This window comes from Levilactobacillus sp. LN180102, assembly GCF_050106635.1.
Classification (GTDB): Bacteria; Bacillota; Bacilli; order Lactobacillales; family Lactobacillaceae; genus Levilactobacillus; species Levilactobacillus brevis.
This window is the reverse complement of sequence record NZ_JBNIIX010000001.1, coordinates 176,297-197,808: the sequence shown is the minus strand read 5'-3', so window position 1 is coordinate 197,808 and position 21,512 is coordinate 176,297. Positions and strand designations below refer to the sequence as shown.

The following is a 21,512-nucleotide window of genomic DNA, read 5'->3' as shown; positions in this document are numbered from 1 at the left end:
CGTGCAATTTCATGGAGGTTGTGGCACAATGAAAACGTTATATGATGTTCAGCAGCTACTTAAAAATTTTGGTATTTATGTGTACGTTGGCAAGCGTCTTTGGGACATTGAAGTGATGGCTTTGGAACTTGATCACCTGCATCAAGCGCGGGTAGTCGACGATAAGGTTTTTGTTTCGGCCAAACTTGTGCTCACACATGAACACCGCTTAGAAGAACAACGAGCAAAATTCAAGCATCAATCCATTGGAGGGATTTAGCGTTATGGCACGGAATTTAATTGGAATCGATTTAGGTGGGACTACCACTAAAATGGCCTTTCTATCACTGGCTGGGGAAGTCTTGACCAAGTGGAGTATTCCAACTGATATCGCCGACGAGGGGAGCCACATTGTTCCAAATATTATCGACTCAATCAGTCAACACATTACGAACTCAGAATTCAGTAAAGACGACTTTCTGGGTATCGGAATGGGGACGCCGGGTTCAGTAGATATTGAGAATGGAACCGTCATTGGGGCCTTTAACTTGAACTGGAAGAAACGGCAACAGGTTCGTGATCAAATTCAAGCAGGTTTAGGCCTTCAATTTATCCTGGATAATGATGCTAACGTGGCATCATTAGGCGAGTACTGGAAAGGTGCTGGCGAAAAGGATAGTGATGTGGTCTTTGTAACCCTAGGAACGGGTGTCGGCGGTGGTGTTATCGCTGGCGGCCACCTCTTGCACGGGATTAACGGTGGGGCTGGTGAATTGGGCCACGTAACCGTTCAACCGAATGGCTATCTATGTACTTGTGGCAAACGTGGTTGTCTGGAACAATATGCTTCCGCAACCGGAGTGGTTCACGTGGCTGCCGATATGGCTAAGGATTTCATGGGAACTTCTCGATTGAAAGAAATGGAAGACAACCAGGAAAGCGTGACGTCAAAGATGGTCTTTTATCTAGCCGATAATGGGGACATCTTGGCAAACCAAGTGGTTGACCGGGTCACCTTTTATTTAGGGTTGGCTTTAGCCAACGTTGCCAACATTTTAAATCCAGCCAACATCATTATTGGTGGTGGGGTTTCTAACGCTGGGAACACGTTATTACAACCAACGACGCGGTATTTCCAAGAAAATGCCTTTCCAGCAGTTCGGGATTCAACCAAACTGCGATTGGCACAACTCGGAAATGACGCAGGGATTATTGGCGCGGCATCACTCGCTTTACGATTCCAAAAAACGAATTAAGAGAACCAGGTTTAGGAAGGACGATTTAGTTTGGTAATTGCTGCAGGAATCTCGGGATGGACGGTCTACATGATCGTACTGATTGTTTTACTTATCGTGTGGGGTGGCTGGTCATTAACAACGGTGATGCGTCGAAATCGCGTTGCCAAGCTAATTGATGAAGCAACCTTCCAAGAAGGACAACGTAAGGCCCAGGTGGTTGATTTACGTGAGAAAAAGGATTTTGATGCGGGTCACATCTTAGGTGCCCGTAACATTCCTTATTCGACGTTTAAGGCTTACCACACGCAATTGCGAGCTGACTTACCCGTTTACCTATATGACCAAGGGAAGTCTCTGAGCACACGCGCAGCGATTCTCTTAGGTAAAGAAGGCTACACGGATATTTCAATCTTAAAAACCGGCTATGCTCGCTGGGATGGTAAAACTAAAAAAACTAAAGACTAAAAAAAGGTCCGGAAAAATTTCCGGACCTTTTTTGGTGACTAAATTACCCATGGTGGGCAGCGTGACTTTTTCGGTTAGCTAACTTGCGGTTTTCTTCAAACCGAGCTTCTTGGTCTTCGATAGGTTGAACGACTTTTTTCTTAAAAGAAAAAACTGCGCCGGCAACCGCACTAGCCGTAGCGACAACGCCAAACAAAACGCCTTTGGTGAAGTTCTTCATAACATTCGACTCCTTCTATCGTGGGATTTTGATTATCCGCTTCCATTATGCTTGTTTTTTGATGAAATTGCTAGCGATTTACAGCGAAATGCGGGGATTCTGTGGTAATCTTACTAGTAGGATTTGGGAGAAAGGACTGACGTGGGTGTTTAAACGACAAACGACACAGGTGATTGCACACCGAGGAAGTAAAGGCACACGACCGGAAAATACGTTGTTGGCATTTCAAGCGGCATTGGATGCGGGTGCCGATGGTATTGAAACTGACGTGCAGTTGTCGCGTGATGGTCAGATGGTTATCATGCATGATGAAAAGGTTGATCGGACGACTAACGGTAGCGGATTAATTAAAGACCTGACATTGGCACAATTGAAACAGTTAGACGCCGGTAGTCATTTTGGACGGGAATTCGCGGGCACCAAGATGCCAACGCTGGATGAAGTGATTCAGCTCTTAATTGCCGACCACTTTTCTGGCGTGTTTAATTTGGAACTGAAAACAAATAAGATTCCGTATCCCGGGATTGAACAGCAATTAGCGACGTATTTTACGCAACAACCCGTGCCGTTTCGGTTAGTCTTTTCAAGTTTTCGCGCGCAGTCATTAGTTACGCTACGAAAACTGTACCCACAGGCGGAGTATGCGAAATTATTTAAAACGGCAGGCCGGCAGGCGAAACAAATGGAGCGCCACCAACAAGTCGCGGGGCTCCATCCGGATATTCGATGGGTTAAGGCGCACCGCTTTTGGTTACCGCATATGCAACTACGGCCGTGGACGGTTAATAGCCCGGCAGACATGGCGTATTGTTTCCGTCGTCACTTTGCGGGCATCATTACGGATTATCCGGCACGGGCGGTTGCCTTAAGAGAAAAAATACAGGGAAGTGAACGGGTATGATTAAAGTTGTGGCGGTTGTGGGTCCCACGGCAGTCGGTAAAACAGCACTGGCCATTAAATTAGCCCAAGCCTTTAATGGTGAGATTATCTCAGGAGATTCTATGCAGGTTTACCGGCATCTAGATATCGGTACTGCCAAGGCAACGGCCGCGGAACAAGCGCAAGCGCCTCATCATCTGATTGATATTCAGGATGTCGATCAACAATTTACGGTCGCTCAGTTCGTTGCGGCGGCTCAGCCATTAATCCAAGCGATTCATGAGCGAGGGCATTTGCCAATTGTAGCTGGGGGGACCGGTTTTTATTTGCAAGCCCTATTTGATGGCTTGAAATTAGGAGCCGACGCACCAGGTGACCCGCAGATTCGTGAGCACCTCCGGCAAATAGCAGTCGAACAAGGACCACAAGTCTTGTGGCAACAATTGGCGGCTCAAGATCCCGTTGCGGCTAGTAAGATTCCACCAACAAATATTCGGCGGACGGTCCGGGCGCTGGAAGTCATTCAAGTTACGGGACAGTTATTTTCTCATCAGCAAAATGCGGGTTCCCAATACGATGAATATTATATTGGGCTGAATACAGCGCGACCGCTCTTGTATGAACGGATTAATCAGCGCGTTGATAACATGGTGCAAGCGGGGTTGCTAGATGAAGTTCGTTGGTTAGCTAAGCGCGGTGGGGCAACACTGCCGGCGGCAAGCGGAATTGGTTATCGGGAGTTATTACCGGTTCTTGACCAACCGGAAAAACTTGCAGCGGCAATTGACCAGATTAAGCAGGACTCACGTCATTATGCCAAACGCCAGCTGACTTGGTTCCGACACCAAACAACTGCGAACTGGTATGATTTGGTGCAGCATCCAGAAGTTGACGCCCAGATTTTACAGGATGTGACGGCGTGGTTAACTGAAAAGAACTAAAGAATTTCTAACAATCGGCTACTTATGTCAGAAAACCTAACATGAATTCTTGACGTCAGCTGTCAACGTGGTATGATAACAGCATAGTTTGAAGGGGGCGGTAGTGGTGAAAGAAAAAGAATTACGGCGATCATTAGCAGTTTTGCCGATCGGAACGGTGATGAAGCTGACTAATTTGACGGCGCGACAGATTCGCTACTACGAAGCCCAGGCGTTGGTTTTTCCTGAGCGTAATGATGGTAATCGGCGAATGTATTCATTGAATGATGTTGACCGATTACTGGAAATTAAGGACTACTTGGCTGATGGCATTAATATTGCTGGAATTAAGGCAATTTATGACCAGCAACATCAAGCCGCTCAGCAAAAAGCAGCGGCTCAGCGACAGCCATTGACGGACGAAGACGTGCGGCGAATCTTGCAAGACGAGTTCATTCGTCAAGGTGGGCTGGGCCATCCAACGCCAGGAATACAGCAACAGCGGCCGCTTTAAGATATTGATGAGACGAGACAAATACGCAGGGAGCGATTTTGATGGCAAAACCGGAATATTCTAAAGATGACATTCGACAGATGGCAAAAGACGAAAACGTCAAATTTTTACGGTTAATGTTTACCGACCTATTTGGAACGATTAAGAACGTTGAAGTCCCAATTAGTCAACTAGGTAAGTTATTGGATAACAAGTTGATGTTTGATGGGTCTTCAATTGACGGGTTCGTTCGGATTGAGGAAAGTGATATGTATCTTTATCCTGACTTGTCGACGTGGATGATCTTCCCATGGAGTACGGAACGGGGAAAGATTGCACGTGTTATCTGTGAGGTTTACACAACTGAAGGCAAACCATTTACGGGTGATCCGCGGAATAATTTGATCCGGGTGTTAGATGATATGCGTAAAGCTGGTTTTACGGACTTTAACATTGGACCAGAACCTGAGTTTTTCTTGTTTAAGATGGACGAAAATGGGAAACCGACGACGGAACTTAACGATAAGGGGAGCTACTTTGACATGGCCCCAATGGATTTAGGTGAAAATTGCCGGCGTGAAATTGTTCTGACCTTGGAAGAAATGGGCTTTGACGTTGAAGCGGCGCATCATGAGGTTGCTCCTGGTCAACATGAAATTGATTTTAAATATGCCGATGCGTTAACCGCGGCAGATAATATTCAAACGTTTAAACTGGTGGTAAAGACCATTGCACGGAAATATGGGTTGTATGCGACCTTTATGCCGAAGCCATTGGCCGGAATTAATGGTTCTGGTATGCATTTGAATATGTCCTTATTCCATGATCAAGGCAATGCCTTTTATGATAAAGATGGTGAAATGGAATTGTCTGAAGACGCCTATCATTTCTTAGGCGGACTGCTGAAACACGCGCGGAGCTTTACAGCCATCTGCAACCCAATCGTGAACTCGTATAAGCGGTTAGTTCCTGGTTACGAAGCACCGGTCTATGTTGCTTGGTCTGGCTCTAACCGGTCGCCATTAATCCGAGTTCCTAATTCACGGGGACTGTCAACCCGGCTAGAAGTTCGAAGCGTTGACCCAGCTGCTAATCCATATTTAGCGATTGCCGCCGTACTTGAAGCGGGCTTGGATGGTTTACGGAATAAGCTGGCACCACGTGAAGCGATTGACCGTAACATCTACCGGATGGATGCAGAAGAGCGGCAGGAAAATCACATTACCAATTTGCCAGATACGTTACACAATGCGTTGAAGGACTTAGCAGCTGATGATGTGATGCGTAATGCGATGGGGGATCACTTATACCAGAGCTTCATTGAAGCCAAAAACTTAGAGTACAATTCTTATCGAACTCAAGTTTCCGAATGGGAACGCGATCAATATCTAGAACTTTATTAAAAATTAGCACGTTAAAACTGGTCATCCCTTAAATAGGTGATGGCCAGTTTTTGGTGTACAATGGCGGATCGCTCGTCGTTAAGTTACCGGATCGTGTAAATGACGAATGAACCCCGTAATAATAAAAAATTAAGGATTTTCCGATAAAACTTCACGCAAACTGCTTTATTCTGAACGGATTTTTGGTAACATGAACGTATAATCAAATGTTCACGGCAAGCGCTAGGGAACATCAGAATGAGGGATAAATTCATGGAAAATCAAGAACAACAAGCTAGTGCAGCCGACGTGTTAACACAGGCGATCGCCAGTAAATTAGATTATTTAAGCACGTTACAAGCGGCAGTACAGCACAATGATGATCGAAAGGTTTATGAATTGCTTGATGAAGGGCGGTATTACCAAGAGGTCAAGAAGACCCGGTCACCGCGAGCCGTTAATCACCTCGCTGAATTAGTCGACAACATTCACCCCCAGATCAGTCATTACTTGAGTGACAACTTAATTGATTATTTGGGACATATTTACCCATTTTTCTACTACGAAGAATATACAACCGGCTTGTTCCATATTTACTTTGGCAACTGGTGGGACCGGCGATTATTTGGTGATTTAGATGTCATCAATGTGCAATTCCAGTTTGATGAGACGGAATACCAAAAGCTACGTGATTCTTTTGCGTTGGAAGCCCAAAATCAACGCCTGAATACGGCTAAGATTGAGTCAATCTCCGCGCAAAGTGAAGAACTACAACAATTGGTCAATGCCCAAACACAACGCGACAACCAAAAGGCGGAGTTACGGGAACAATTAAAGGAAAATAGTTCCAAGAGTAGTATGCCTTGGGATTCTGGCAAACTCAAAGAAGAACGCCAAGCTATTATTGACCAACTAACCAAGCTGGCTGATGAAGATGAACGGGCCTTAAATGCCCACAAAACGATTAAAGAAAACGATGATCGAATTTTGGTTTTGTCTAAGGAAGACACGATTTTAAATTATGAAAAGCAAAGTATTCGGGATGCTTTCGATGATTTTGAACATTTCGAAGCACACAATGCCAGCCTGTATGCCGACTACATCAATAGCTTAATTGGCAAAAGTGAGGTGACGATCGATGATTAACGAAAATGATCCATCGACGTTGACTACCAGTGGTCGTTTATTAAACTATAACAATGCGATTAAGGATGGCTTGCAAACGGGGCTACGCTTTACGGAATTAATGGATCAACTGATCAAAACCACGGATCCTGATGAGTTAGTCACGGCTGCAACGGAATTGGCCGATTTTACGCTAGATTCTGACTTCGTCACGTTCCCCCATCAGTATAGTCATGCTGATTATTATCTCCTCTTTATGTCGCGGATGTTGGAACTCCATGATCAAGGTAAGCATGTGATCTTACAGTCGCGTGATCACCATGAAGAACTGACCCAGCAACTAACCCCATTAGGCGATCGGGGAACGTTTAACTTTCGGGTAGAGACTTCAGAAAACGGCGGTGTTTACTACCGGGAACGGGCGACAGGACAGTCCTTGTTCTATTTGAATTTAGAACGGAAAATGTTCCGGTTTAACAGCCATGCTTTGACTCAGTTATTTATCATTGATTTACATGATTCCGTACCGGCCGATACAATTAAGGCCTCGGTTGGTATTCTGGTTGATTTTGCGCGCTACTTAAAAGAAGACTATGGCTACTCCGTAGACTTCAATATTTTGGATGCGGCTAACCGTCAAAACTATGCGGTTCGGTCGACCGACCTACCAGCCGGTGTTGTTGATCGCCTATTTGTGATGGCTGCGCAAAATGATTATATGTTAACCAATGGTGTCAATGGTAATGGCGCAGAAATTGCGCTAGGCCGCGGCATTGTGGTTGATATTTTTAACAATCAGTTGGACGGCCAGCCTGAATGGGTGTTGACAGTTCACGATGATGACCAGAAGATTTCATGGTTTGATGTTTTGTTACGTTTTGACTTTATGCGGGATTGGTATTTGGAAAACTTAACGGAGTTAGAAATTACCTCAGATCCATTGATTTTCGGTTAGAAGGGAGTCTAATCGTGCTAGAATTGGCTAAATTAGTGCGGCAATCGATTGCGCTAGATGAACAGATTACACGAGACCGCGACATTGAAATGTCGCGGCAGCAGCAAATTGAAAATGCCTACGTTGCCTTAGATGTTGAATTGGCAGAAGTTGCCAACACATCTGAATGGTTTAAAGTTTGGAAAACCCATCGTGGTAAAGCCGATGCGGGACAAACGCCAATGGAAACGTTGCTAACAGAATATACGGACGCAATGGATTTCTTCTTTTTAGTCTCAGCTAAGAAGACGTGGACCCATCTTATTATGCTGAAAGAAGAAGACCTCACAACGCTGGAAAAGAGCCGACCGGCCAAGGATTTAGATCAACAGTATTTGATCTTAAAGCGGATGCTATTCAATAGTCATTTTGCCCATCGTCAAGAAGACTTTCGTCACGCGTGGCGCTTATTTTTGAAGTGGGGGCTGGCTGATTTTGGTTTTACGCAGGATCAAATCCAAGCAGCTTACGAGGCCAAACGGCAAATTAATTTGGAGCGACAAGCAAATAATTATTAGCAAATGGGGGCTAGTTCGAGTTTTCGGACTAGCCTTTTGTTAGGAAAGGCGTGAAGAATCATCAGTCAGCCAACAGATCCACGGGTTGTCCGCACCAACGAACGCTTACGTCAGGCATTAAGCACGCTATTACAAGAAATGTCATTCAAACAGGTGTCGGTCCAAAAGCTCACTCAGGCGGCAGCAATTACACGAGGAACTTTTTATCTGCATTATCAGGATAAAGCTGATTTTTTAGCTCAGACTGAGCAGCAGGTTATTGATGAATGGTTAGCGGCCGGCAAAACCTTACTGGCACCATACGGTCATCCAGTGAATGGTTTTGCGTTAGGCCCAGCACTCCGATATGTGGATGACCATCATCAGATTTTGATGGTGTTACTCCAACCACAGTTCGCCCATTTTCGTACGCAGTTACAGCAACGTTTGGAACAAGAACTACTAGTATTTAGTCAACAGCTACCGCAGTCAAATGTGCTAACGTCACCATTAGACGTACAAGTGAGCTTTTTGGCAACGGGATTCATTGGGGTGATTGATCACTGGTTAGCAGATGATCGGCGTTATCGCCCGGATTATTTGGCTCAGGCGTTTCAGCAATTGCTACCATTGGAAAGTCTCCCGGTAGCGGCCTGGTTTGCGCCAATTAATCCGGAAAAACGCTGACAATAAAAAAGACTTGACGGTTTGCTGCCTATCAAGTATAATTTTCATGTTGTATTTGTGGACTTCCACAGCTGCAACCGCTCGGAACGAGTTTAAGTTTTCCGCTTGCGGAGCACTTGTCTTCGGCGAGTCTAAGTCTAAAATTATAAGGAGGTGCACATTCATGTACGCAATTATTGTAACTGGCGGCAAGCAGTACAAGGTCGAAGCAGGCCAAGCTGTTTACGTTGAAAAGTTAAATGTTGAAGCTGGTGAAAAGGTTACTTTTGACCAAGTTGTCTTTGTCGGTGGCGATACGCCTAAGATCGGGACACCAACTGTTGCGGGTGCGACTGTTACTGGGACTGTTGAAAAGCAGGGCTTGGAAAAGAAGGTCGTTACTTTCAAGTACAAGGCCAAGAAGGGCCAACACACGAAGAAGGGTCACCGTCAACCATATACCAAGGTTGTCGTTGATGCTATCAACGCCTAAAGCCTAAAGATTAGAAGGGGCGATCTCGATGATTCATGCGACGTTCCATCATGGAACTAACCGAATCGATTCATTCCAAATCACCGGTCATGCCGATTCTGGCGAATATGGCCAAGATATTGTTTGTGCTGCGGTTTCGGTGCTTGCGATCACGACTGTTAATGGCTTACAACGAATCGCTCAGATTCCGGTGCAAGTCGACAATCATGATCAGGAAGGTGGCTTTCTGGAAGTCCACCTCCCACCAAAGCTGGAAGCAACGGCCGAATTAAAGGGACAAACACTCCTCCAGAGTTTTGCGGATGGGTTACGAGATGTTGCCAACAATTACGCGGATTTTGTTGAATTCGCTGAAACCAACAATTAAATTTGCGGAGGTGAAACTTATGCTGATGAACATGAACTTACAATTCTTCTCTCACCATAAAGGTGGTGGGTCCACTGCTAACGGTCGGGACTCTGCTGGTCGTCGTCTTGGGACGAAGGCTGCTGATGGTTCAACTGTAACTGGTGGTTCAATCCTTTACCGTCAACGCGGTACGCACATTTACCCTGGGGTCAATGTTGGCCGTGGTGGTGATGATACGTTGTTTGCCAAGGTTGCTGGCGTCGTTAAATTCGAACGTCTTGGCCGTGACAAGCGTCAAGTATCTGTTTACCCAGTTGCCGAAGAAGCAGCTAAATAACACGAGGTTTTCCTCGTACGACTGAAGAGCTTGAGGCGAGACCAATTCGCTTTGGGTTCTTCTTTTTTTCGGAAAATTAGATCGGGGGTTGGGTCAATGGCGACACGAGTTGAACGGCTACAGGCGCTATTTGCGCCACTGAGCATTGATAGTTTTTTGGTGTCTTCACCTAGTAATCAGCAATATTTGGTTGGCGCTAGTGTGATGTCTGGTGATGGCTACTTATTGGTGACGGCTAAACGAGCGGTTTTTATCACGGATGCACGTTACCAAACGGAATTGACCCAGGTGATACCCCAAATACCGTTAGTGATTACGCGGAGCTACTTGCAAGCCGTTAATGATGTCTTAGAGGCCGATGGTGCAACCGTATTGGGAATTGAGGATCAGCTAACTATTCGTGAGTTCGAGTGGTTAGATGAGCACTTAATGACCGATATCGTCCCACTGGCCGATGTGGCTGATGAGTTACGACAGGTAAAAGAAGCGGATGAACTAGCGGCTATTCGGCGCGCTACGCAATTAACCAGTGCTGGATTAGAGGCGCTATTTACGGTACTAAAGCCGGGGATGACGGAGCGTCAAGTTGCCCAATGGCTTGAACAGTGAATGCAAGAACATGGGGCTACTGGGACCAGTTTCCCAACGATTGTGGCCAGTGGTGTCCGTTCGGCTTGGCCGCACGGACAGACAAGTGATAAACAGCTCGCTACTGGTGAACTGGTTACGATTGACTGTGGTTTTTACGTGGATGGTTACACATCCGACGTTACTCGTACGGTGGCACTGGGCGACCCGGGATCAGAACTGAAAGCGGCTTACCAGGCAGTTCAAGCAGCACAATCCGCCATTGTGGCTGCCGTTGCCCCCGGTGTAACGGGCGATGAATTAGATCGGATTGGTCGCGACTTTTTGACAGAACGGGGCTACGGTGAGGCGTTTATTCACGGAACGGGTCACGGAATTGGGTTAGATATTCACGAAGGCCCTAATATTGGCCGTGGTTGGCCAGATATTATGAAGGCTAATGAAGTCATTACGATTGAACCTGGTGTTTATTTGGCTGGCCGGGGCGGTATCCGGATTGAAGACGATATCTTGGTCACATCAGCTGGTCACGAAGTCTTAACCACCGTGCCACGGAATTTAATTATTTTGTAAATGGCACCCCTGTCTTGCTTTTTAGGGGTAAGAATTGATATTATAAAGAGGACATATTTTAGGAGGCTATAACATTATGGCAATTTCTACTGCTGATTTTAAAAACGGTTTAACCATCGAGGTTGATAACGCAATTTGGCGGATCATTGAGTTCCAACACGTCAAGCCTGGTAAGGGTGGCGCTTTCGTTCGTTCAAAGCTTAAGAACTTACGGACTGGTGCTGTTCAAGAAAAGACTTTCCGTGCCGGTGCTAAGATGGAACGGGCAGACATTCAAACGCGTAGCATGCAATATCTATATGAAGATGGTGATAACCGGGTCTTCATGGACACCGACAACTTTGAACAAATCGAAGTACCCGAAGAACAAATCAAGGATCAACTTCCATACTTACAAGAAAATATGAATGTTGATTTGGTTCAATTTGGCTCAGAAGTTCTCGGCATTGAAGTACCCAACACGGTTGTCCTGGAAGTTACGGCAACTGAACCTGGTATTAAGGGGAACACCGCTTCTGGTGGTTCTAAGCCAGCAACGATGAACACCGGCTTAGTCGTTCAAGTCCCATTCTTCGTTAATGAAGGCGACAAGCTCTCCATCAACACAACTGACGGGACGTATATTTCTCGCGCCTAGGTTATCACACGTTTAAGTAAGGGAGGGTCAATGAATGGCGGAAGATACTAACATTATTTTAGAATCTAAAGAACCAGCTTTGGGCAAGATTGAGGTGGCACCGCAAGTCCTAGAAATTATTGTAGGGATTGCTGCTAGCCAAACCGAGGGTGTTGCCCGGATGCGTGGCTCTTTGGCCAATAGCGTCACGGAATTATTTGGTCGCAAGGAACAACATGGCAAGGGCGTGAAACTGGTCTTTGACGGCGACGAATTGGCAGTTGATGTGTACGTTTATTTGGATTACGGGGTTGCAGTTCCTAAGGTTGCCTTGGCCATTCAGGATAGCGTTAAGCAACAATTGCTGTTCATGACGGACCTCGATTTGCGTGAAGTTAACGTTCACGTGGAAGGCGTCATTCCCGAAAAGACGGCGCAACAGGTTGACCCAGATAACCTGTTCAACCAGACCGATGAAGGAGACAGTGACCAATAGTGACACTTACACGACATCAAATTCGGGAACGGGCATTTCAAATGTTGTTTGCATTAAATGCCAATCCTGAAGCCGATCATGATGCGTTATACCAACGTGTTTTGACGGATGACCCGAACCAACTTGTTCCCGTGCCAGACTATTTGGCAACTTTAGTGAATGGCGTTTTGGCCCATCAGAGTGAACTAGATGCGCAAATCGACCAGTACTTGAGTACCGGATGGCAGTTGAAGCGAATTGCGAAGACTGATTTAGTCATTTTACGCATGGCATTTTATGAAATTGAGCATGTGGACGATGTCCCTAATCGTGTAGCTGTTAACGAAGCCTTGGAACTTGCCAAGAACTTTAGCGACGATCGTTCTCGTCGTTTTATCAATGGGGTGTTAGCGCACACGTTGGACGACGAAACCGACACACAAGCTTAATTGATCAAACCGTTTGCTGGTAATGAGCAAGCGGTTTTTTTAGTTGTCAGGGAGAATGTGTGATTTAACCATTAGCGGCATTCCCGTTTTCAGAGTAACTATGCTAAAATGGAAGATAACTTTAAAACACAGTGGGAGGACGCGCTTTATGACGACCATCATTGACGGAAAGCAGATAGCAAAAGACCTAAATGCGCAAACAGCTACACGAGTTGCGGCACTTAAGAAACGTGACATCGTACCAGGATTGGCCGTTATTGTGGTGGGGGATGATCCTGCCAGTGCCATCTATGTTCGTAATAAGCATAAGAAAGCTCTGAAATTAGGAATTAAGTCAGTTGTTCGGGAGTTACCAGCCACGACAACCCAGGCGGAATTGACACAAATCGTTATGGCGTATAACGTTGATCCCACGATTCACGGTATTTTGGTTCAGTCGCCATTACCGGCAGGACTGGATGAACAAGCAATTGTAGCGGCGATTGATCCCCAAAAGGATGTCGATGGGTTTCATCCCTTAAATGTTGGCCGGCTATTTGCTAACTTACCCGGAAAGTATCCCGTATCGTGCACGCCTCGGGGAATTATGACCATGTTAGCGACTTTGCCCATGCACTTGCGCGGAAAAAGAGCAGTTGTGGTGGGGCGTAGTTTAATTGTGGGTCGGCCAATGGCTGCGATGCTCCTGAATGCTGATATGACGGTTAGCGTGGCTCACGTGCATACCCAACACTTGAGTGATTTAACACGCACAGCTGACGTGCTCGTTGTGGCAACGGGCGTGACGCATCTGATTAAGGCGACTGATGTGAAGCCGGGTGCAGTCGTTATTGATGTTGGGATGGACCGCGATGAGAATGGCAAATTGACTGGGGATGTTGATTTTGACAACGTCGCACCACGAGTGGCCGCGATTACACCAGTCCCCGGCGGCGTTGGCCCAATGACAATTGCGACTTTGATGCAGCAAACGGTCGATTTATGTGAGTGGAGTGAGCAACGTGGCAACAACTGATTATTTAACGGTCACAGCACTGACCCAATATTTAAAGCGCAAATTCGATGTGGACCCGTATTTGGGTAAAGTTTATCTAACCGGTGAAATTTCAAACTTTCGGTTACGACCACATGCGCATCAGTATTTTAGTTTGAAGGATGACCACGCTAAAATTAGTGCGATTATGTTTAAATCAGCATTTGAAAAATTAAAATTCACGCCGGAAACGGGCATGAAAGTCTTAGTTACGGGGCGAATTTCACTGTATGAACCCAGTGGTAGTTACCAAATCTATGTGGAACGAATGGAGCCAGATGGTGTTGGTCAGTTGTATCAAGCCTATGAACAGTTAAAGCGCAAATTAGCCGCAGAAGGCTTGTTCACCGCACCTAAACGGCCATTATCCCGTTTTCCTAAACGAATTGCGGTGGTGACCAGTCCCAGCGGGGCAGTCATTCGTGATATTATCACTACGACCCGGCGACGGTTTCCCATCGCACAGATTGTCTTGTATCCGGCGGTTGTGCAGGGAGATGCGGCGGCCGATGATATTGTTCGGCAGATTCAACGGGCGAATGCGGCTCAGTCATTTGACACGTTGATTATTGGTCGTGGTGGTGGCTCAATTGAAGATTTGTGGCCATTTAATGAAGAACGGGTGGCCCGAGCGATTGCAGCGAGCCAACTCCCGGTCATTTCGTCGGTGGGTCATGAGACAGATACGACCATTGCAGATTTGGTGGCAGATGTCCGGGCGGCGACTCCGACGGCGGCAGCTGAGCTGGCAGTGCCCGTTCTTAGCGATGAGTTGCTCAAGTTACAGCAGCAGCGAACCCGGCTTTTAAATGCCATGGCTAATCGCATTAATTTTCAGCAAGAACGACTCAATAAGTTAATGACGGCTTATGTTTTCCGGCAACCACAACGGTTATATGAAACGTACGTACAGCGGCTTGATCGGGCACAACAGGCGCTGGGGCGGAATATGCAAGACCTAGTTACCCAACGGCAACAGCAGTTCCAGTTAGCTCAGCAGGCCTTAGCTAGCCGATCACCGTTGGCTCGGGTTCAACGCAATCAACTAGTGGTGCAACAAACGGCAACGCGGTTAGCAACGGAGGCTCGACGGTATGTGACCGCTAAACAAGAACACGTGGGTCAGCTGATCAATGGCTTGGATTATTTGAGTCCGTTAAAAATCATGGGCCGGGGTTATAGTTATGTGACACAAGATGACCACGTGGTCCGATCCGTTCAGCAATTACAGCCGGGGCCGGCAATGGTCCATCTAAGCGATGGAACGGCCAGCGCAGAGATTAAGACGATTACACCAGCATCGGAGGAAAAGACACATGAGTGAAGAACAACCAACCTTTGAAGAAAATTTAGCTACGTTAGAAACGATTGTCGCTCAGTTAGAACAAGGCGATATCCCGTTGGAACAGGCCTTAACCCAATTTCAAAAGGGCGTGGCTCTGAGTAAGGAGTTACAAACAACCTTGCAGGATGCCGAGAAGACGTTAACAACGATGATGAATGATTCCGATCAAGAAGTGGCTTTTGAAACGCCACAAGGAGGCACGGGTGATGCCGATTAATGCACGGTTAATCGCATTTGAAGATCAATGGGTGCCAGCATTAAATGCACCGTTAAAGCAGGCCATCTTGGCTGATAGCCATGATGCCCAATTAGCGGCGGCAATGACCTATTCAGTTTTAGCTGGGGGCAAACGGCTGCGACCGTTACTAACCGTGGCGACGATGCGGTCGTTGGGCGTGACCTTTGTGCCAGAACGCCATTGGCGACCAGTGATGGCACTAGAGTTGTTGCATACGTATTCGTTGATCCACGATGATTTACCTGCGATGGACAATGATGCATTACGTAGAGGAGAGCCAACTAATCACGTTAAATTTGGAGCTGGTATGGCGACTTTAGCGGGTGATGGTTTGTTGACGCTAGCGTTTCAGTGGTTGACGGCTACTGATCTACCGGCGACAATGCAGGCGGCTTTGGTACAAGCCTTAGCGACAGCTGCTGGTCCTAGTGGGATGGTTGCTGGACAAGCCAAAGATATTCAATCTGAGCACGTTAATTTGCCTTTATCCCAATTGCGTGTTTTGCACAAGGAAAAGACGGGTGCGCTTTTACACTATGCGGTGCAAGCCGGCTTGATTCTAGGTCAAGCACCTGAAGCACAGTGGCCCGCCTATTTACAATTTGCGGATGCATTTGGCCTAGCTTTTCAAATCTATGACGACATTTTAGATGTGGTCAGTTCACCTGCTGAAATGGGTAAGGCAACGCAAAAAGATGCGGATGAAGCTAAGAATACGTACCCTGGTAAGCTGGGATTGATTGGCGCCAATCAGGCACTAATTGATACGATCCACAGTGGTCAAGCCGCGTTACAAGGCTTACCCACGTCAACTCAGCGGGATGACTTGGCGGCTTTCTTCAGTTATTTTGATACGGAACGGGTGAACTAAATGAAAAAAAAGCGGGTTGCGGATCTCTTATTAGAACAGGGCCTATTCACGTCACTAGATGAAGCTAAACGGGCGGTTATGGCTGGTGAGATTCTAGGAAAAAATGAAGAACGGTTGGATAAACCAGGCTCATTAATCCCAATTGATACGGAACTACATTTAAAGGGTCACCCATTGCCCTATGTGTCTCGCGGTGGCTTTAAGTTAGCTAAAGCCTTAGAAGTCTTTAAAATTGACGTCACTGACCGAATTGTCTTGGATATCGGTTCTTCAACGGGTGGGTTTACCGATGTCATGTTACAGAACGGTGCGCAATTGAGTTACGCGCTCGATGTGGGCAGTAATCAGTTAGTTTGGAAATTACGGCAGGACCCACGGGTCATTGTGATGGAACATACCAATTTTCGGTATAGTCAGTTAGCTGATTTTACGAAAGGTCAACCGACCTTTGCCTCAATTGACGTTTCCTTTATCTCACTCAAGCTTATTCTGCCACCATTAAAGCAAATTTTAGCGGTGGGCGGCGATGTCGTGGCCTTGATTAAGCCCCAATTTGAGGCTAGTCGTGAGGATGTCGGGAACCATGGAATTGTACGTGACCGCGCGGTGCATGAGCAGGTGGTCCAAACGATCATTGATTTTGCAGTAGCAACGGGATATAGCGTATTGGGCTTAGACTTTTCGCCGATTCGTGGTGGCGAAGGTAATATTGAATTCTTGGTTCACTTACAATCAGTTGATAAACATGCAGTTTGTGCAAATACGGTCTCGGTGGCTGCGACCATTGATGCAGCATATAAAGACCTAAAACACTAGATTATGAGAAATTTATGAGAATTTACTTTCCAAAACCTAAGCTCTGGTATATGATAAGATTATGCATTTTTATCACATAAGGGGGGCTAGGTATGAAGAAGCAAGAACGCCAGCAGCTACTCAAACGATTATTAACATCACGGGAAATTGAACGCCAAGAGGATTTTGTGCGCTTATTAAGTGAAGATGGTATTCACGTCACGCAGGCCACAATTTCACGGGATATCAAAGAGATGCAGCTGGTTAAACTGCCAGCCGAATCAGGTGGGTACCGTTACAGCTTGCCCGTCCAGAAAAAGATTGATACACAAAAGAAATTACAGCGAACACTCCAAAATGCCTACATATCCTTTGCTGTGCAAGATCAGTTTACGATTTTGAAGGTGTTACCAGGTAACGGTCCGGTCATTGCGTCTTTACTTGATCAGATGCGGTACGAGTTTGTTTTTGGAACGGTGGGTGACGATAGCTCGGTTCTGACGATTTGTGTTTCTCATCAAGGTGCTTTACAATTGGAGAAGACAATCGACCGTATGCTTGCGGATTGATGATTTGAGACCACGACTGACTGACCAGCACATGCTGACGAAGCAGTCGTGGTCTTTTATTCTAGGAGGGCGAAACGTGTTACAAGAATTGTCCATTAAGAATTTTGCCATTATTGACCATTTAGATGTGACTTTTAAGAATGGCATGACGGTACTGACCGGTGAAACGGGGGCTGGTAAGTCCATTATTATTGATGCAGTTGGTTTATTAGCCGGTGGCCGCGGTTCGGCGAATTTTGTGCGGACGGGCACTGATAAGGCATTGATTCAAGGGAGCTTTGTTTTTCCGGCTGATGGGACAACTTACCAGGTCTTAGATGAACTGGGAATTGACCATGATGATGGTAATGTCATCTTACAACGCGAGATTCATCAAAACGGGCGCAATACGTGTCGAGTGAATGGTATGTTAGTCAATACGAATACGCTGAAACGAATTGGCGAGACCGTGGTGGATATTCATGGCCAAAATGAACATCAGGAACTGATGCAACCAGAAAAGCATTTGGGGATGTTGGATGAGTTTGCGGGGGCCAACGTTGCCAAATTACGAACTCAATATCAGAAAATCTATCAACACTACACACAACTGCAGGCGACGCTTGAACACAAGCGAGCCAATGAAAAAGAGTGGGCTCAGCATTTAGACATGCTCCAATTTCAGGTTAAAGAAATTGCGGCTGCGCAGTTACGTTCTGGTGAAGAAGATGAGTTAGTTGCTGAACGTGACCGATTAGATAACTTTCAAAAAATCAATGATGCCTTGCAGCGTTCTCAGGTCATCTTGACCGGTGAGGACACGGCACCGGGTGCCAATGATCAAATTGGCGAAGCCATGCAGGCGATGCAAGGCATTGCGGATTTTGATCCGGCCTTTAATCAGATTGCTAGTAGCTTAGAAACCGCGTATTATGCGCTAAGCGATGCCGTGGGCGACGTTTCTTCTCAGTTAGACTTATTGGAATGGGATGAGGGACGCCTCGATGAAATTGAACGGCGATTAGATGTTATCAATCAGCTAAAACGTAAGTATGGCGATTCTGAGGACCAAGTTTTGCGATATTATGATAAAATTGCTGCCGAATTGAAGCAAATGCAGGCGACTGATGAAACGGCTGATGATTTGGAGAGTCAAGTGGCTGCTCAACAATCGTCGCTATTAAAGCTGGGCGAACAGTTGAGTCAAGGACGTCAGCGAGCTGCGGAACAATTGGAAACCGCCATTCATGGTGAATTAGCGGATCTTTATATGGATAAGACGGTGTTTACTGTTCACTTTACGCGATCAAAGTCCATTTTGAGTACGGGGTTGGATCATGTGGAATTTTATCTGCGAACCAATCCGGGAGAAGCTATGCGGCCTCTGGCCAAGATTGCATCCGGTGGGGAATTGTCACGAATTATGTTGGCCCTTAAGACCATCTTTTCCGAGTCACAAGGAATCACCAGCATTATCTTTGACGAAGTGGATACTGGGGTAAGTGGCCGTGTTGCGCAGGCGATTGCCGAAAAAATTAGCGGTATTGCGCGGGCGTCACAAGTTCTATGTATTACGCACCTGCCACAAGTGGCCGCAATGGCGGACCATCATTACTTTATTGCTAAGGAAATCGTGGGTGATCGGACTGAAACGAAATTAGCGCGGCTAAATGAAGCCGATCGTGTTCACGAATTAGCCCGGATGTCAGCGGGGACCCAAGTCACTAAGCTCGCTTTGGAGCATGCTAATGAATTGTTGGCATTGGCCGCAGAAACGAAACAACGTCGTTAATATTTGGAGATAACGTACGGGGTATGGATAGCTATTGAAAAGGGCTAGTTTTAGGATCACTTTTTAAAAGGCTGCTGGTTCGATAAATAACCGAACCAGCAGCCTTTAGTCTATGGTACCCCACAATGACGAGTACACTTCATTATATGAATGATAAAGCATTGGGGGATGTTAATAATGAAGTGGCGTAAACTAAGCTTGGGATTACTCTTGATAGTGGGCCTGATTTGGGTATCGGCGTTGTCAATTGGGGTAACTGCACAATCGCAGACGACCGTCATACCGAATGTCTATCATGGAAGCTGGTTTCAGCCGGAGGCCTTACAGTACCGCGTTAAAATGACAGCAACCACGTTCACCTTTGGTGGTGGATACTACGAACACGAACATTGGCAGCCACACAACCAGGTGACTTATCGACTAAGTTCCCACGTAACAGCAGGAACTTTTACCTGGGGAAAACGAAACGCGCAAGGATATCACAGCGTCAAAGTGCAGGGGGGTATCTTCTATGTGAAGGAGAATCGAGGGACCCTGTTTGTTAAACAAATTCGTCAAGGCCATGACATCAACGGCTATGATCTAACGTTTAACCAGATACCGCACGCTGCTCAGGTGTTGTCGGGGGGTGTTCATTAGAGCCAAAAATTGGCAGCTAAGTCTCGCGGGGCTTAGCTGCCAATTTTAGTTAACATCGTTGAATCGAACGTAATAGCTCAAGGGTGACAATTGTAGTGACCTGATTGGTTTGTTTTAAAATGAGATGACCGAAAGCATCCTGTTGCAAGTGACCAACAACAGTTGTGGGTGCCACGTTGGTAGCCGCTTTAAATTGCAACTGCACCAAATAGTGGCGAGTGATCGCCTGTTGAGAAAAGTAACTAAGCTGAGTCATTGGCATTTGTGGATAAACGAGCTGCCCATTAATGACGGGCAAAGCACTAAACATTTCTTGATAAACAGAGGCGACCCGATCAGAGAGGGTGGGCCGATTAACGATTGGATTTTGCATGTTGATCACCTCGAACGTTTGTTTGTATTTTCATTATACGAACACACGTTTGTAAATGCAAGCCTTTTTCCGTAAAAACTTTTTAACAGTTTTTTACGAAAATGGGGAAGGAGATGCAGTAATTATTAACAAATAGTGGTAATATAGTATCCTATAGATTAAAGTTTGCGTGATCATTTCGGTTACATAGGTGTGGTAGGTTTGACTGATGAGTCATTTCCAATCACACACTTAATTAATTTTTATGATGAAGGGATTTTTAAACGATGGCTAAACGTGGAATGCTCATTGTGCTTTCTGGTCCTTCCGGTGTAGGTAAAGGAACGGTGCGAAAGGCTTTGTTCGATACGGGAGCAACGGATTTTTCCTATTCGATTTCGATGACGACGCGGCAACCGCGCGAGGGCGAGGTCAACGGGGTTGACTACTACTTTGTCTCGAAAGAAGAGTTTGAAGAAAATATTCGGACTGGACAGATGTTGGAGTATGCCAAGTATGTTGACAACTACTATGGTACCCCGTTAAAATATGTTAATGAGACTCTCGACCAAGGCAAAGATGTTTTTTTGGAGATCGAAGTTAACGGTGCGATGCAGGTGCGGGCTAATTGTCCCGACGCTGTTTTTGTGTTCTTGACGCCACCGGATTTGATGGAATTAAAACATCGTCTAATCGGTCGGGGAACGGACGCAATGGATGTCATCAACAAGCGCATTAAAAAAGCGGTTGGTGAAATTCAAATGATGCGCAACTATGACTATGCCGTTGTCAATGATGAGGTTAGTCAGGCCGTTGAACGGATTCAAATGATCATCCGGAGTGAACGACTGCGGGTGACGCGGGTGATGCCAGATTATGAACAAATGATTGGAGACGAATAAAAAATGTTACTATATCCCTCAGTTGATGATTTATTAGCACAAGTGGATTCACGGTATTCATTGATTATGTTGGCTAGCAAACGGGCACATGAATTAGATGCTGGTTCGAAGCCATTATTGACCGACTACAAGTCGCCCAAGACAATTGGTCGGGCGCTTGAAGAAATTGCGGCCGGTGCATTGATGATTGATCCGGATGAAAAGGATTTAGACGCTTAATTTAAGCGTTCGGTAAAGACCAGGTTGCCATTGGGTAAT

The 21,512-nt window shown here is 46.1% G+C and carries 31 protein-coding genes and 1 other annotated feature; of the genes, 29 read left to right on the top strand and 2 right to left on the bottom strand.

What is annotated here, in order from left to right; translation table 11 throughout:
* Nucleotides 1–28 precede the first annotated feature (28 nt).
* The 3 genes from ACP4IT_RS01070 to ACP4IT_RS01060 are packed head-to-tail and all read left to right on the top strand — an operon-like array spanning nucleotide 29 to nucleotide 1,682.
* Nucleotides 29–259 (top strand): YqgQ family protein, encoded by a 231-nt coding sequence (locus ACP4IT_RS01070; RefSeq protein ID WP_011667720.1) that lies wholly within the window; start codon nucleotides 29–31, stop codon nucleotides 257–259.
* Between the two features lie 4 nt (nucleotides 260–263).
* On the top strand, nucleotides 264–1,235 hold the full coding sequence (locus ACP4IT_RS01065) for an ROK family glucokinase (RefSeq protein ID WP_011667719.1): 972 nt from the start codon (nucleotides 264–266) through the stop codon (nucleotides 1,233–1,235).
* 30 nt (nucleotides 1,236–1,265) lie between these two features.
* Complete coding sequence (locus ACP4IT_RS01060) at nucleotides 1,266–1,682, top strand: rhodanese-like domain-containing protein (protein WP_011667718.1); 417 nt, start codon at nucleotides 1,266–1,268, stop codon at nucleotides 1,680–1,682.
* A 43-nt stretch (nucleotides 1,683–1,725) separates the two neighbouring features.
* Here ACP4IT_RS01060 and ACP4IT_RS01055 read toward each other — a convergent pair whose 3' ends face one another.
* Nucleotides 1,726–1,902 carry a DUF3042 family protein gene (locus ACP4IT_RS01055; RefSeq protein ID WP_011667717.1) on the bottom strand — a complete coding sequence of 59 codons (177 nt, stop codon included), beginning with the start codon at nucleotides 1,900–1,902 and terminating at the stop codon, nucleotides 1,726–1,728.
* A 145-nt stretch (nucleotides 1,903–2,047) separates the two neighbouring features.
* Between ACP4IT_RS01055 and ACP4IT_RS01050 the strand changes: the two genes are divergently transcribed.
* The 24 genes from ACP4IT_RS01050 (at nucleotide 2,048) to ACP4IT_RS00935 (ending at nucleotide 20,000) form a co-directional block, all read left to right on the top strand.
* Nucleotides 2,048–2,803, top strand: coding sequence for a glycerophosphodiester phosphodiesterase (locus ACP4IT_RS01050; protein WP_011667716.1), 756 nt, complete (start codon nucleotides 2,048–2,050; stop codon nucleotides 2,801–2,803).
* The gene (gene miaA, locus ACP4IT_RS01045) at nucleotides 2,800–3,723 is read left to right on the top strand and encodes a tRNA (adenosine(37)-N6)-dimethylallyltransferase MiaA (protein WP_011667715.1); all 924 of its coding nucleotides are present in this window, start codon (nucleotides 2,800–2,802) and stop codon (nucleotides 3,721–3,723) included. The genes ACP4IT_RS01050 and miaA overlap by 4 nt, the downstream gene beginning before the upstream one ends.
* 106 nt (nucleotides 3,724–3,829) lie before the next feature.
* A complete protein-coding gene (locus ACP4IT_RS01040; RefSeq protein ID WP_011667714.1) occupies nucleotides 3,830–4,216 on the top strand; it encodes a MerR family transcriptional regulator in 387 nt (128 codons plus the stop codon).
* A 41-nt stretch (nucleotides 4,217–4,257) separates the two neighbouring features.
* Nucleotides 4,258–5,598 (top strand): type I glutamate--ammonia ligase, encoded by a 1,341-nt coding sequence (gene glnA, locus ACP4IT_RS01035; protein WP_011667713.1) that lies wholly within the window; start codon nucleotides 4,258–4,260, stop codon nucleotides 5,596–5,598.
* Nucleotides 5,599–5,850: 252 nt separating this feature from the next.
* Nucleotides 5,851–6,723, top strand: a complete 873-nt coding sequence (locus ACP4IT_RS01030) for a hypothetical protein (protein ID WP_011667712.1) — start codon at nucleotides 5,851–5,853, stop codon at nucleotides 6,721–6,723.
* Nucleotides 6,716–7,657, top strand: a complete 942-nt coding sequence (locus ACP4IT_RS01025) for a hypothetical protein (RefSeq protein ID WP_011667711.1) — start codon at nucleotides 6,716–6,718, stop codon at nucleotides 7,655–7,657. The genes ACP4IT_RS01030 and ACP4IT_RS01025 overlap by 8 nt, the downstream gene beginning before the upstream one ends.
* A 14-nt stretch (nucleotides 7,658–7,671) precedes the next feature.
* Nucleotides 7,672–8,214: a dUTPase gene (locus ACP4IT_RS01020; RefSeq protein WP_011667710.1), complete on the top strand. Its 543-nt coding sequence runs from the start codon at nucleotides 7,672–7,674 to the stop codon at nucleotides 8,212–8,214.
* Between the two features lie 57 nt (nucleotides 8,215–8,271).
* Nucleotides 8,272–8,880: a TetR/AcrR family transcriptional regulator gene (locus tag ACP4IT_RS01015; RefSeq protein ID WP_307722693.1), complete on the top strand. Its 609-nt coding sequence runs from the start codon at nucleotides 8,272–8,274 to the stop codon at nucleotides 8,878–8,880.
* A 65-nt stretch (nucleotides 8,881–8,945) separates the two neighbouring features.
* Nucleotides 8,946–9,023: a sequence feature (ribosomal protein L21 leader region), on the top strand.
* A gap of 20 nt (nucleotides 9,024–9,043) precedes the next feature.
* Complete coding sequence (gene rplU / locus ACP4IT_RS01010) at nucleotides 9,044–9,352, top strand: 50S ribosomal protein L21 (protein WP_011667708.1); 309 nt, start codon at nucleotides 9,044–9,046, stop codon at nucleotides 9,350–9,352.
* Nucleotides 9,353–9,380: 28 nt separating this feature from the next.
* Nucleotides 9,381–9,719: a ribosomal-processing cysteine protease Prp gene (locus tag ACP4IT_RS01005; RefSeq protein WP_011667707.1), complete on the top strand. Its 339-nt coding sequence runs from the start codon at nucleotides 9,381–9,383 to the stop codon at nucleotides 9,717–9,719.
* Between the two features lie 19 nt (nucleotides 9,720–9,738).
* A complete protein-coding gene (gene rpmA / locus ACP4IT_RS01000) occupies nucleotides 9,739–10,038 on the top strand; it encodes a 50S ribosomal protein L27 (protein ID WP_011667706.1) in 300 nt (99 codons plus the stop codon).
* Nucleotides 10,039–10,134: 96 nt separating this feature from the next.
* Nucleotides 10,135–10,647, top strand: coding sequence for a M24 family metallopeptidase (locus ACP4IT_RS00995; protein WP_426855149.1), 513 nt, complete (start codon nucleotides 10,135–10,137; stop codon nucleotides 10,645–10,647).
* Nucleotides 10,648–11,199, top strand: coding sequence for a M24 family metallopeptidase (locus ACP4IT_RS00990; protein WP_426855148.1), 552 nt, complete (start codon nucleotides 10,648–10,650; stop codon nucleotides 11,197–11,199).
* Nucleotides 11,200–11,275: 76 nt separating this feature from the next.
* Nucleotides 11,276–11,836, top strand: a complete 561-nt coding sequence (efp, locus tag ACP4IT_RS00985; protein ID WP_011667704.1) for an elongation factor P — start codon at nucleotides 11,276–11,278, stop codon at nucleotides 11,834–11,836.
* Nucleotides 11,837–11,870: 34 nt separating this feature from the next.
* A complete protein-coding gene (locus ACP4IT_RS00980; protein ID WP_011667703.1) occupies nucleotides 11,871–12,311 on the top strand; it encodes an Asp23/Gls24 family envelope stress response protein in 441 nt (146 codons plus the stop codon).
* Nucleotides 12,311–12,739, top strand: coding sequence for a transcription antitermination factor NusB (gene nusB / locus ACP4IT_RS00975; RefSeq protein WP_011667702.1), 429 nt, complete (start codon nucleotides 12,311–12,313; stop codon nucleotides 12,737–12,739). Before ACP4IT_RS00980 ends, nusB begins: the two co-directional genes overlap by 1 nt.
* 148 nt (nucleotides 12,740–12,887) lie before the next feature.
* Nucleotides 12,888–13,754 (top strand): bifunctional methylenetetrahydrofolate dehydrogenase/methenyltetrahydrofolate cyclohydrolase FolD, encoded by an 867-nt coding sequence (gene folD, locus ACP4IT_RS00970; RefSeq protein WP_011667701.1) that lies wholly within the window; start codon nucleotides 12,888–12,890, stop codon nucleotides 13,752–13,754.
* Nucleotides 13,741–15,096 carry an exodeoxyribonuclease VII large subunit gene (gene xseA / locus ACP4IT_RS00965; RefSeq protein ID WP_011667700.1) on the top strand — a complete coding sequence of 452 codons (1,356 nt, stop codon included), beginning with the start codon at nucleotides 13,741–13,743 and terminating at the stop codon, nucleotides 15,094–15,096. Before folD ends, xseA begins: the two co-directional genes overlap by 14 nt.
* On the top strand, nucleotides 15,089–15,334 hold the full coding sequence (locus ACP4IT_RS00960; RefSeq protein WP_011667699.1) for an exodeoxyribonuclease VII small subunit: 246 nt from the start codon (nucleotides 15,089–15,091) through the stop codon (nucleotides 15,332–15,334). Before xseA ends, ACP4IT_RS00960 begins: the two co-directional genes overlap by 8 nt.
* Nucleotides 15,324–16,226: a polyprenyl synthetase family protein gene (locus tag ACP4IT_RS00955; RefSeq protein WP_011667698.1), complete on the top strand. Its 903-nt coding sequence runs from the start codon at nucleotides 15,324–15,326 to the stop codon at nucleotides 16,224–16,226. Before ACP4IT_RS00960 ends, ACP4IT_RS00955 begins: the two co-directional genes overlap by 11 nt.
* Nucleotides 16,227–17,042 carry a TlyA family RNA methyltransferase gene (locus ACP4IT_RS00950; protein WP_011667697.1) on the top strand — a complete coding sequence of 272 codons (816 nt, stop codon included), beginning with the start codon at nucleotides 16,227–16,229 and terminating at the stop codon, nucleotides 17,040–17,042.
* A 92-nt stretch (nucleotides 17,043–17,134) separates the two neighbouring features.
* Nucleotides 17,135–17,590 carry an arginine repressor gene (locus ACP4IT_RS00945; protein ID WP_011667696.1) on the top strand — a complete coding sequence of 152 codons (456 nt, stop codon included), beginning with the start codon at nucleotides 17,135–17,137 and terminating at the stop codon, nucleotides 17,588–17,590.
* A 76-nt stretch (nucleotides 17,591–17,666) separates the two neighbouring features.
* Nucleotides 17,667–19,361 carry a DNA repair protein RecN gene (gene recN, locus ACP4IT_RS00940; RefSeq protein WP_426855147.1) on the top strand — a complete coding sequence of 565 codons (1,695 nt, stop codon included), beginning with the start codon at nucleotides 17,667–17,669 and terminating at the stop codon, nucleotides 19,359–19,361.
* A 177-nt stretch (nucleotides 19,362–19,538) separates the two neighbouring features.
* Complete coding sequence (locus ACP4IT_RS00935; protein ID WP_011667694.1) at nucleotides 19,539–20,000, top strand: hypothetical protein; 462 nt, start codon at nucleotides 19,539–19,541, stop codon at nucleotides 19,998–20,000.
* A 49-nt stretch (nucleotides 20,001–20,049) separates the two neighbouring features.
* Here ACP4IT_RS00935 and ACP4IT_RS00930 read toward each other — a convergent pair whose 3' ends face one another.
* Nucleotides 20,050–20,373, bottom strand: coding sequence for a hypothetical protein (locus ACP4IT_RS00930; protein WP_011667693.1), 324 nt, complete (start codon nucleotides 20,371–20,373; stop codon nucleotides 20,050–20,052).
* Nucleotides 20,374–20,639: 266 nt separating this feature from the next.
* Here ACP4IT_RS00930 and gmk point away from each other — a divergent pair, with 266 nt between their 5' ends.
* Together gmk and rpoZ are read left to right on the top strand one after the other, a co-directional pair.
* Nucleotides 20,640–21,254 (top strand): guanylate kinase, encoded by a 615-nt coding sequence (gmk, locus tag ACP4IT_RS00925; protein ID WP_015473640.1) that lies wholly within the window; start codon nucleotides 20,640–20,642, stop codon nucleotides 21,252–21,254.
* A gap of 3 nt (nucleotides 21,255–21,257) precedes the next feature.
* Nucleotides 21,258–21,473: a DNA-directed RNA polymerase subunit omega gene (gene rpoZ / locus ACP4IT_RS00920; protein ID WP_011667692.1), complete on the top strand. Its 216-nt coding sequence runs from the start codon at nucleotides 21,258–21,260 to the stop codon at nucleotides 21,471–21,473.
* The last annotated feature ends 39 nt before the right edge of the window (nucleotides 21,474–21,512 follow it).

Coding starts and splice junctions, on each gene's coding strand:
- ACP4IT_RS00945 (WP_011667696.1), top strand. CDS start 17,135: ATGAAGAAGCAAGAACGCCAGCAGCTACTCAAACGATTATTAACATCA.
- efp (WP_011667704.1), top strand. CDS start 11,276: ATGGCAATTTCTACTGCTGATTTTAAAAACGGTTTAACCATCGAGGTT.
- ACP4IT_RS00930 (WP_011667693.1), bottom strand. CDS start 20,373: ATGCAAAATCCAATCGTTAATCGGCCCACCCTCTCTGATCGGGTCGCC.
- rplU (WP_011667708.1), top strand. CDS start 9,044: ATGTACGCAATTATTGTAACTGGCGGCAAGCAGTACAAGGTCGAAGCA.
- ACP4IT_RS00980 (WP_011667703.1), top strand. CDS start 11,871: ATGGCGGAAGATACTAACATTATTTTAGAATCTAAAGAACCAGCTTTG.
- rpoZ (WP_011667692.1), top strand. CDS start 21,258: ATGTTACTATATCCCTCAGTTGATGATTTATTAGCACAAGTGGATTCA.
- ACP4IT_RS00935 (WP_011667694.1), top strand. CDS start 19,539: ATGAAGTGGCGTAAACTAAGCTTGGGATTACTCTTGATAGTGGGCCTG.
- rpmA (WP_011667706.1), top strand. CDS start 9,739: ATGCTGATGAACATGAACTTACAATTCTTCTCTCACCATAAAGGTGGT.
- miaA (WP_011667715.1), top strand. CDS start 2,800: ATGATTAAAGTTGTGGCGGTTGTGGGTCCCACGGCAGTCGGTAAAACA.
- gmk (WP_015473640.1), top strand. CDS start 20,640: ATGGCTAAACGTGGAATGCTCATTGTGCTTTCTGGTCCTTCCGGTGTA.
- ACP4IT_RS01065 (WP_011667719.1), top strand. CDS start 264: ATGGCACGGAATTTAATTGGAATCGATTTAGGTGGGACTACCACTAAA.
- ACP4IT_RS01025 (WP_011667711.1), top strand. CDS start 6,716: ATGATTAACGAAAATGATCCATCGACGTTGACTACCAGTGGTCGTTTA.
- glnA (WP_011667713.1), top strand. CDS start 4,258: ATGGCAAAACCGGAATATTCTAAAGATGACATTCGACAGATGGCAAAA.
- ACP4IT_RS00990 (WP_426855148.1), top strand. CDS start 10,648: ATGCAAGAACATGGGGCTACTGGGACCAGTTTCCCAACGATTGTGGCC.
- ACP4IT_RS01070 (WP_011667720.1), top strand. CDS start 29: ATGAAAACGTTATATGATGTTCAGCAGCTACTTAAAAATTTTGGTATT.
- ACP4IT_RS00950 (WP_011667697.1), top strand. CDS start 16,227: ATGAAAAAAAAGCGGGTTGCGGATCTCTTATTAGAACAGGGCCTATTC.
- ACP4IT_RS01055 (WP_011667717.1), bottom strand. CDS start 1,902: ATGAAGAACTTCACCAAAGGCGTTTTGTTTGGCGTTGTCGCTACGGCT.
- ACP4IT_RS00995 (WP_426855149.1), top strand. CDS start 10,135: ATGGCGACACGAGTTGAACGGCTACAGGCGCTATTTGCGCCACTGAGC.
- folD (WP_011667701.1), top strand. CDS start 12,888: ATGACGACCATCATTGACGGAAAGCAGATAGCAAAAGACCTAAATGCG.
- ACP4IT_RS01030 (WP_011667712.1), top strand. CDS start 5,851: ATGGAAAATCAAGAACAACAAGCTAGTGCAGCCGACGTGTTAACACAG.
- ACP4IT_RS00960 (WP_011667699.1), top strand. CDS start 15,089: ATGAGTGAAGAACAACCAACCTTTGAAGAAAATTTAGCTACGTTAGAA.
- ACP4IT_RS01005 (WP_011667707.1), top strand. CDS start 9,381: ATGATTCATGCGACGTTCCATCATGGAACTAACCGAATCGATTCATTC.
- ACP4IT_RS00955 (WP_011667698.1), top strand. CDS start 15,324: ATGCCGATTAATGCACGGTTAATCGCATTTGAAGATCAATGGGTGCCA.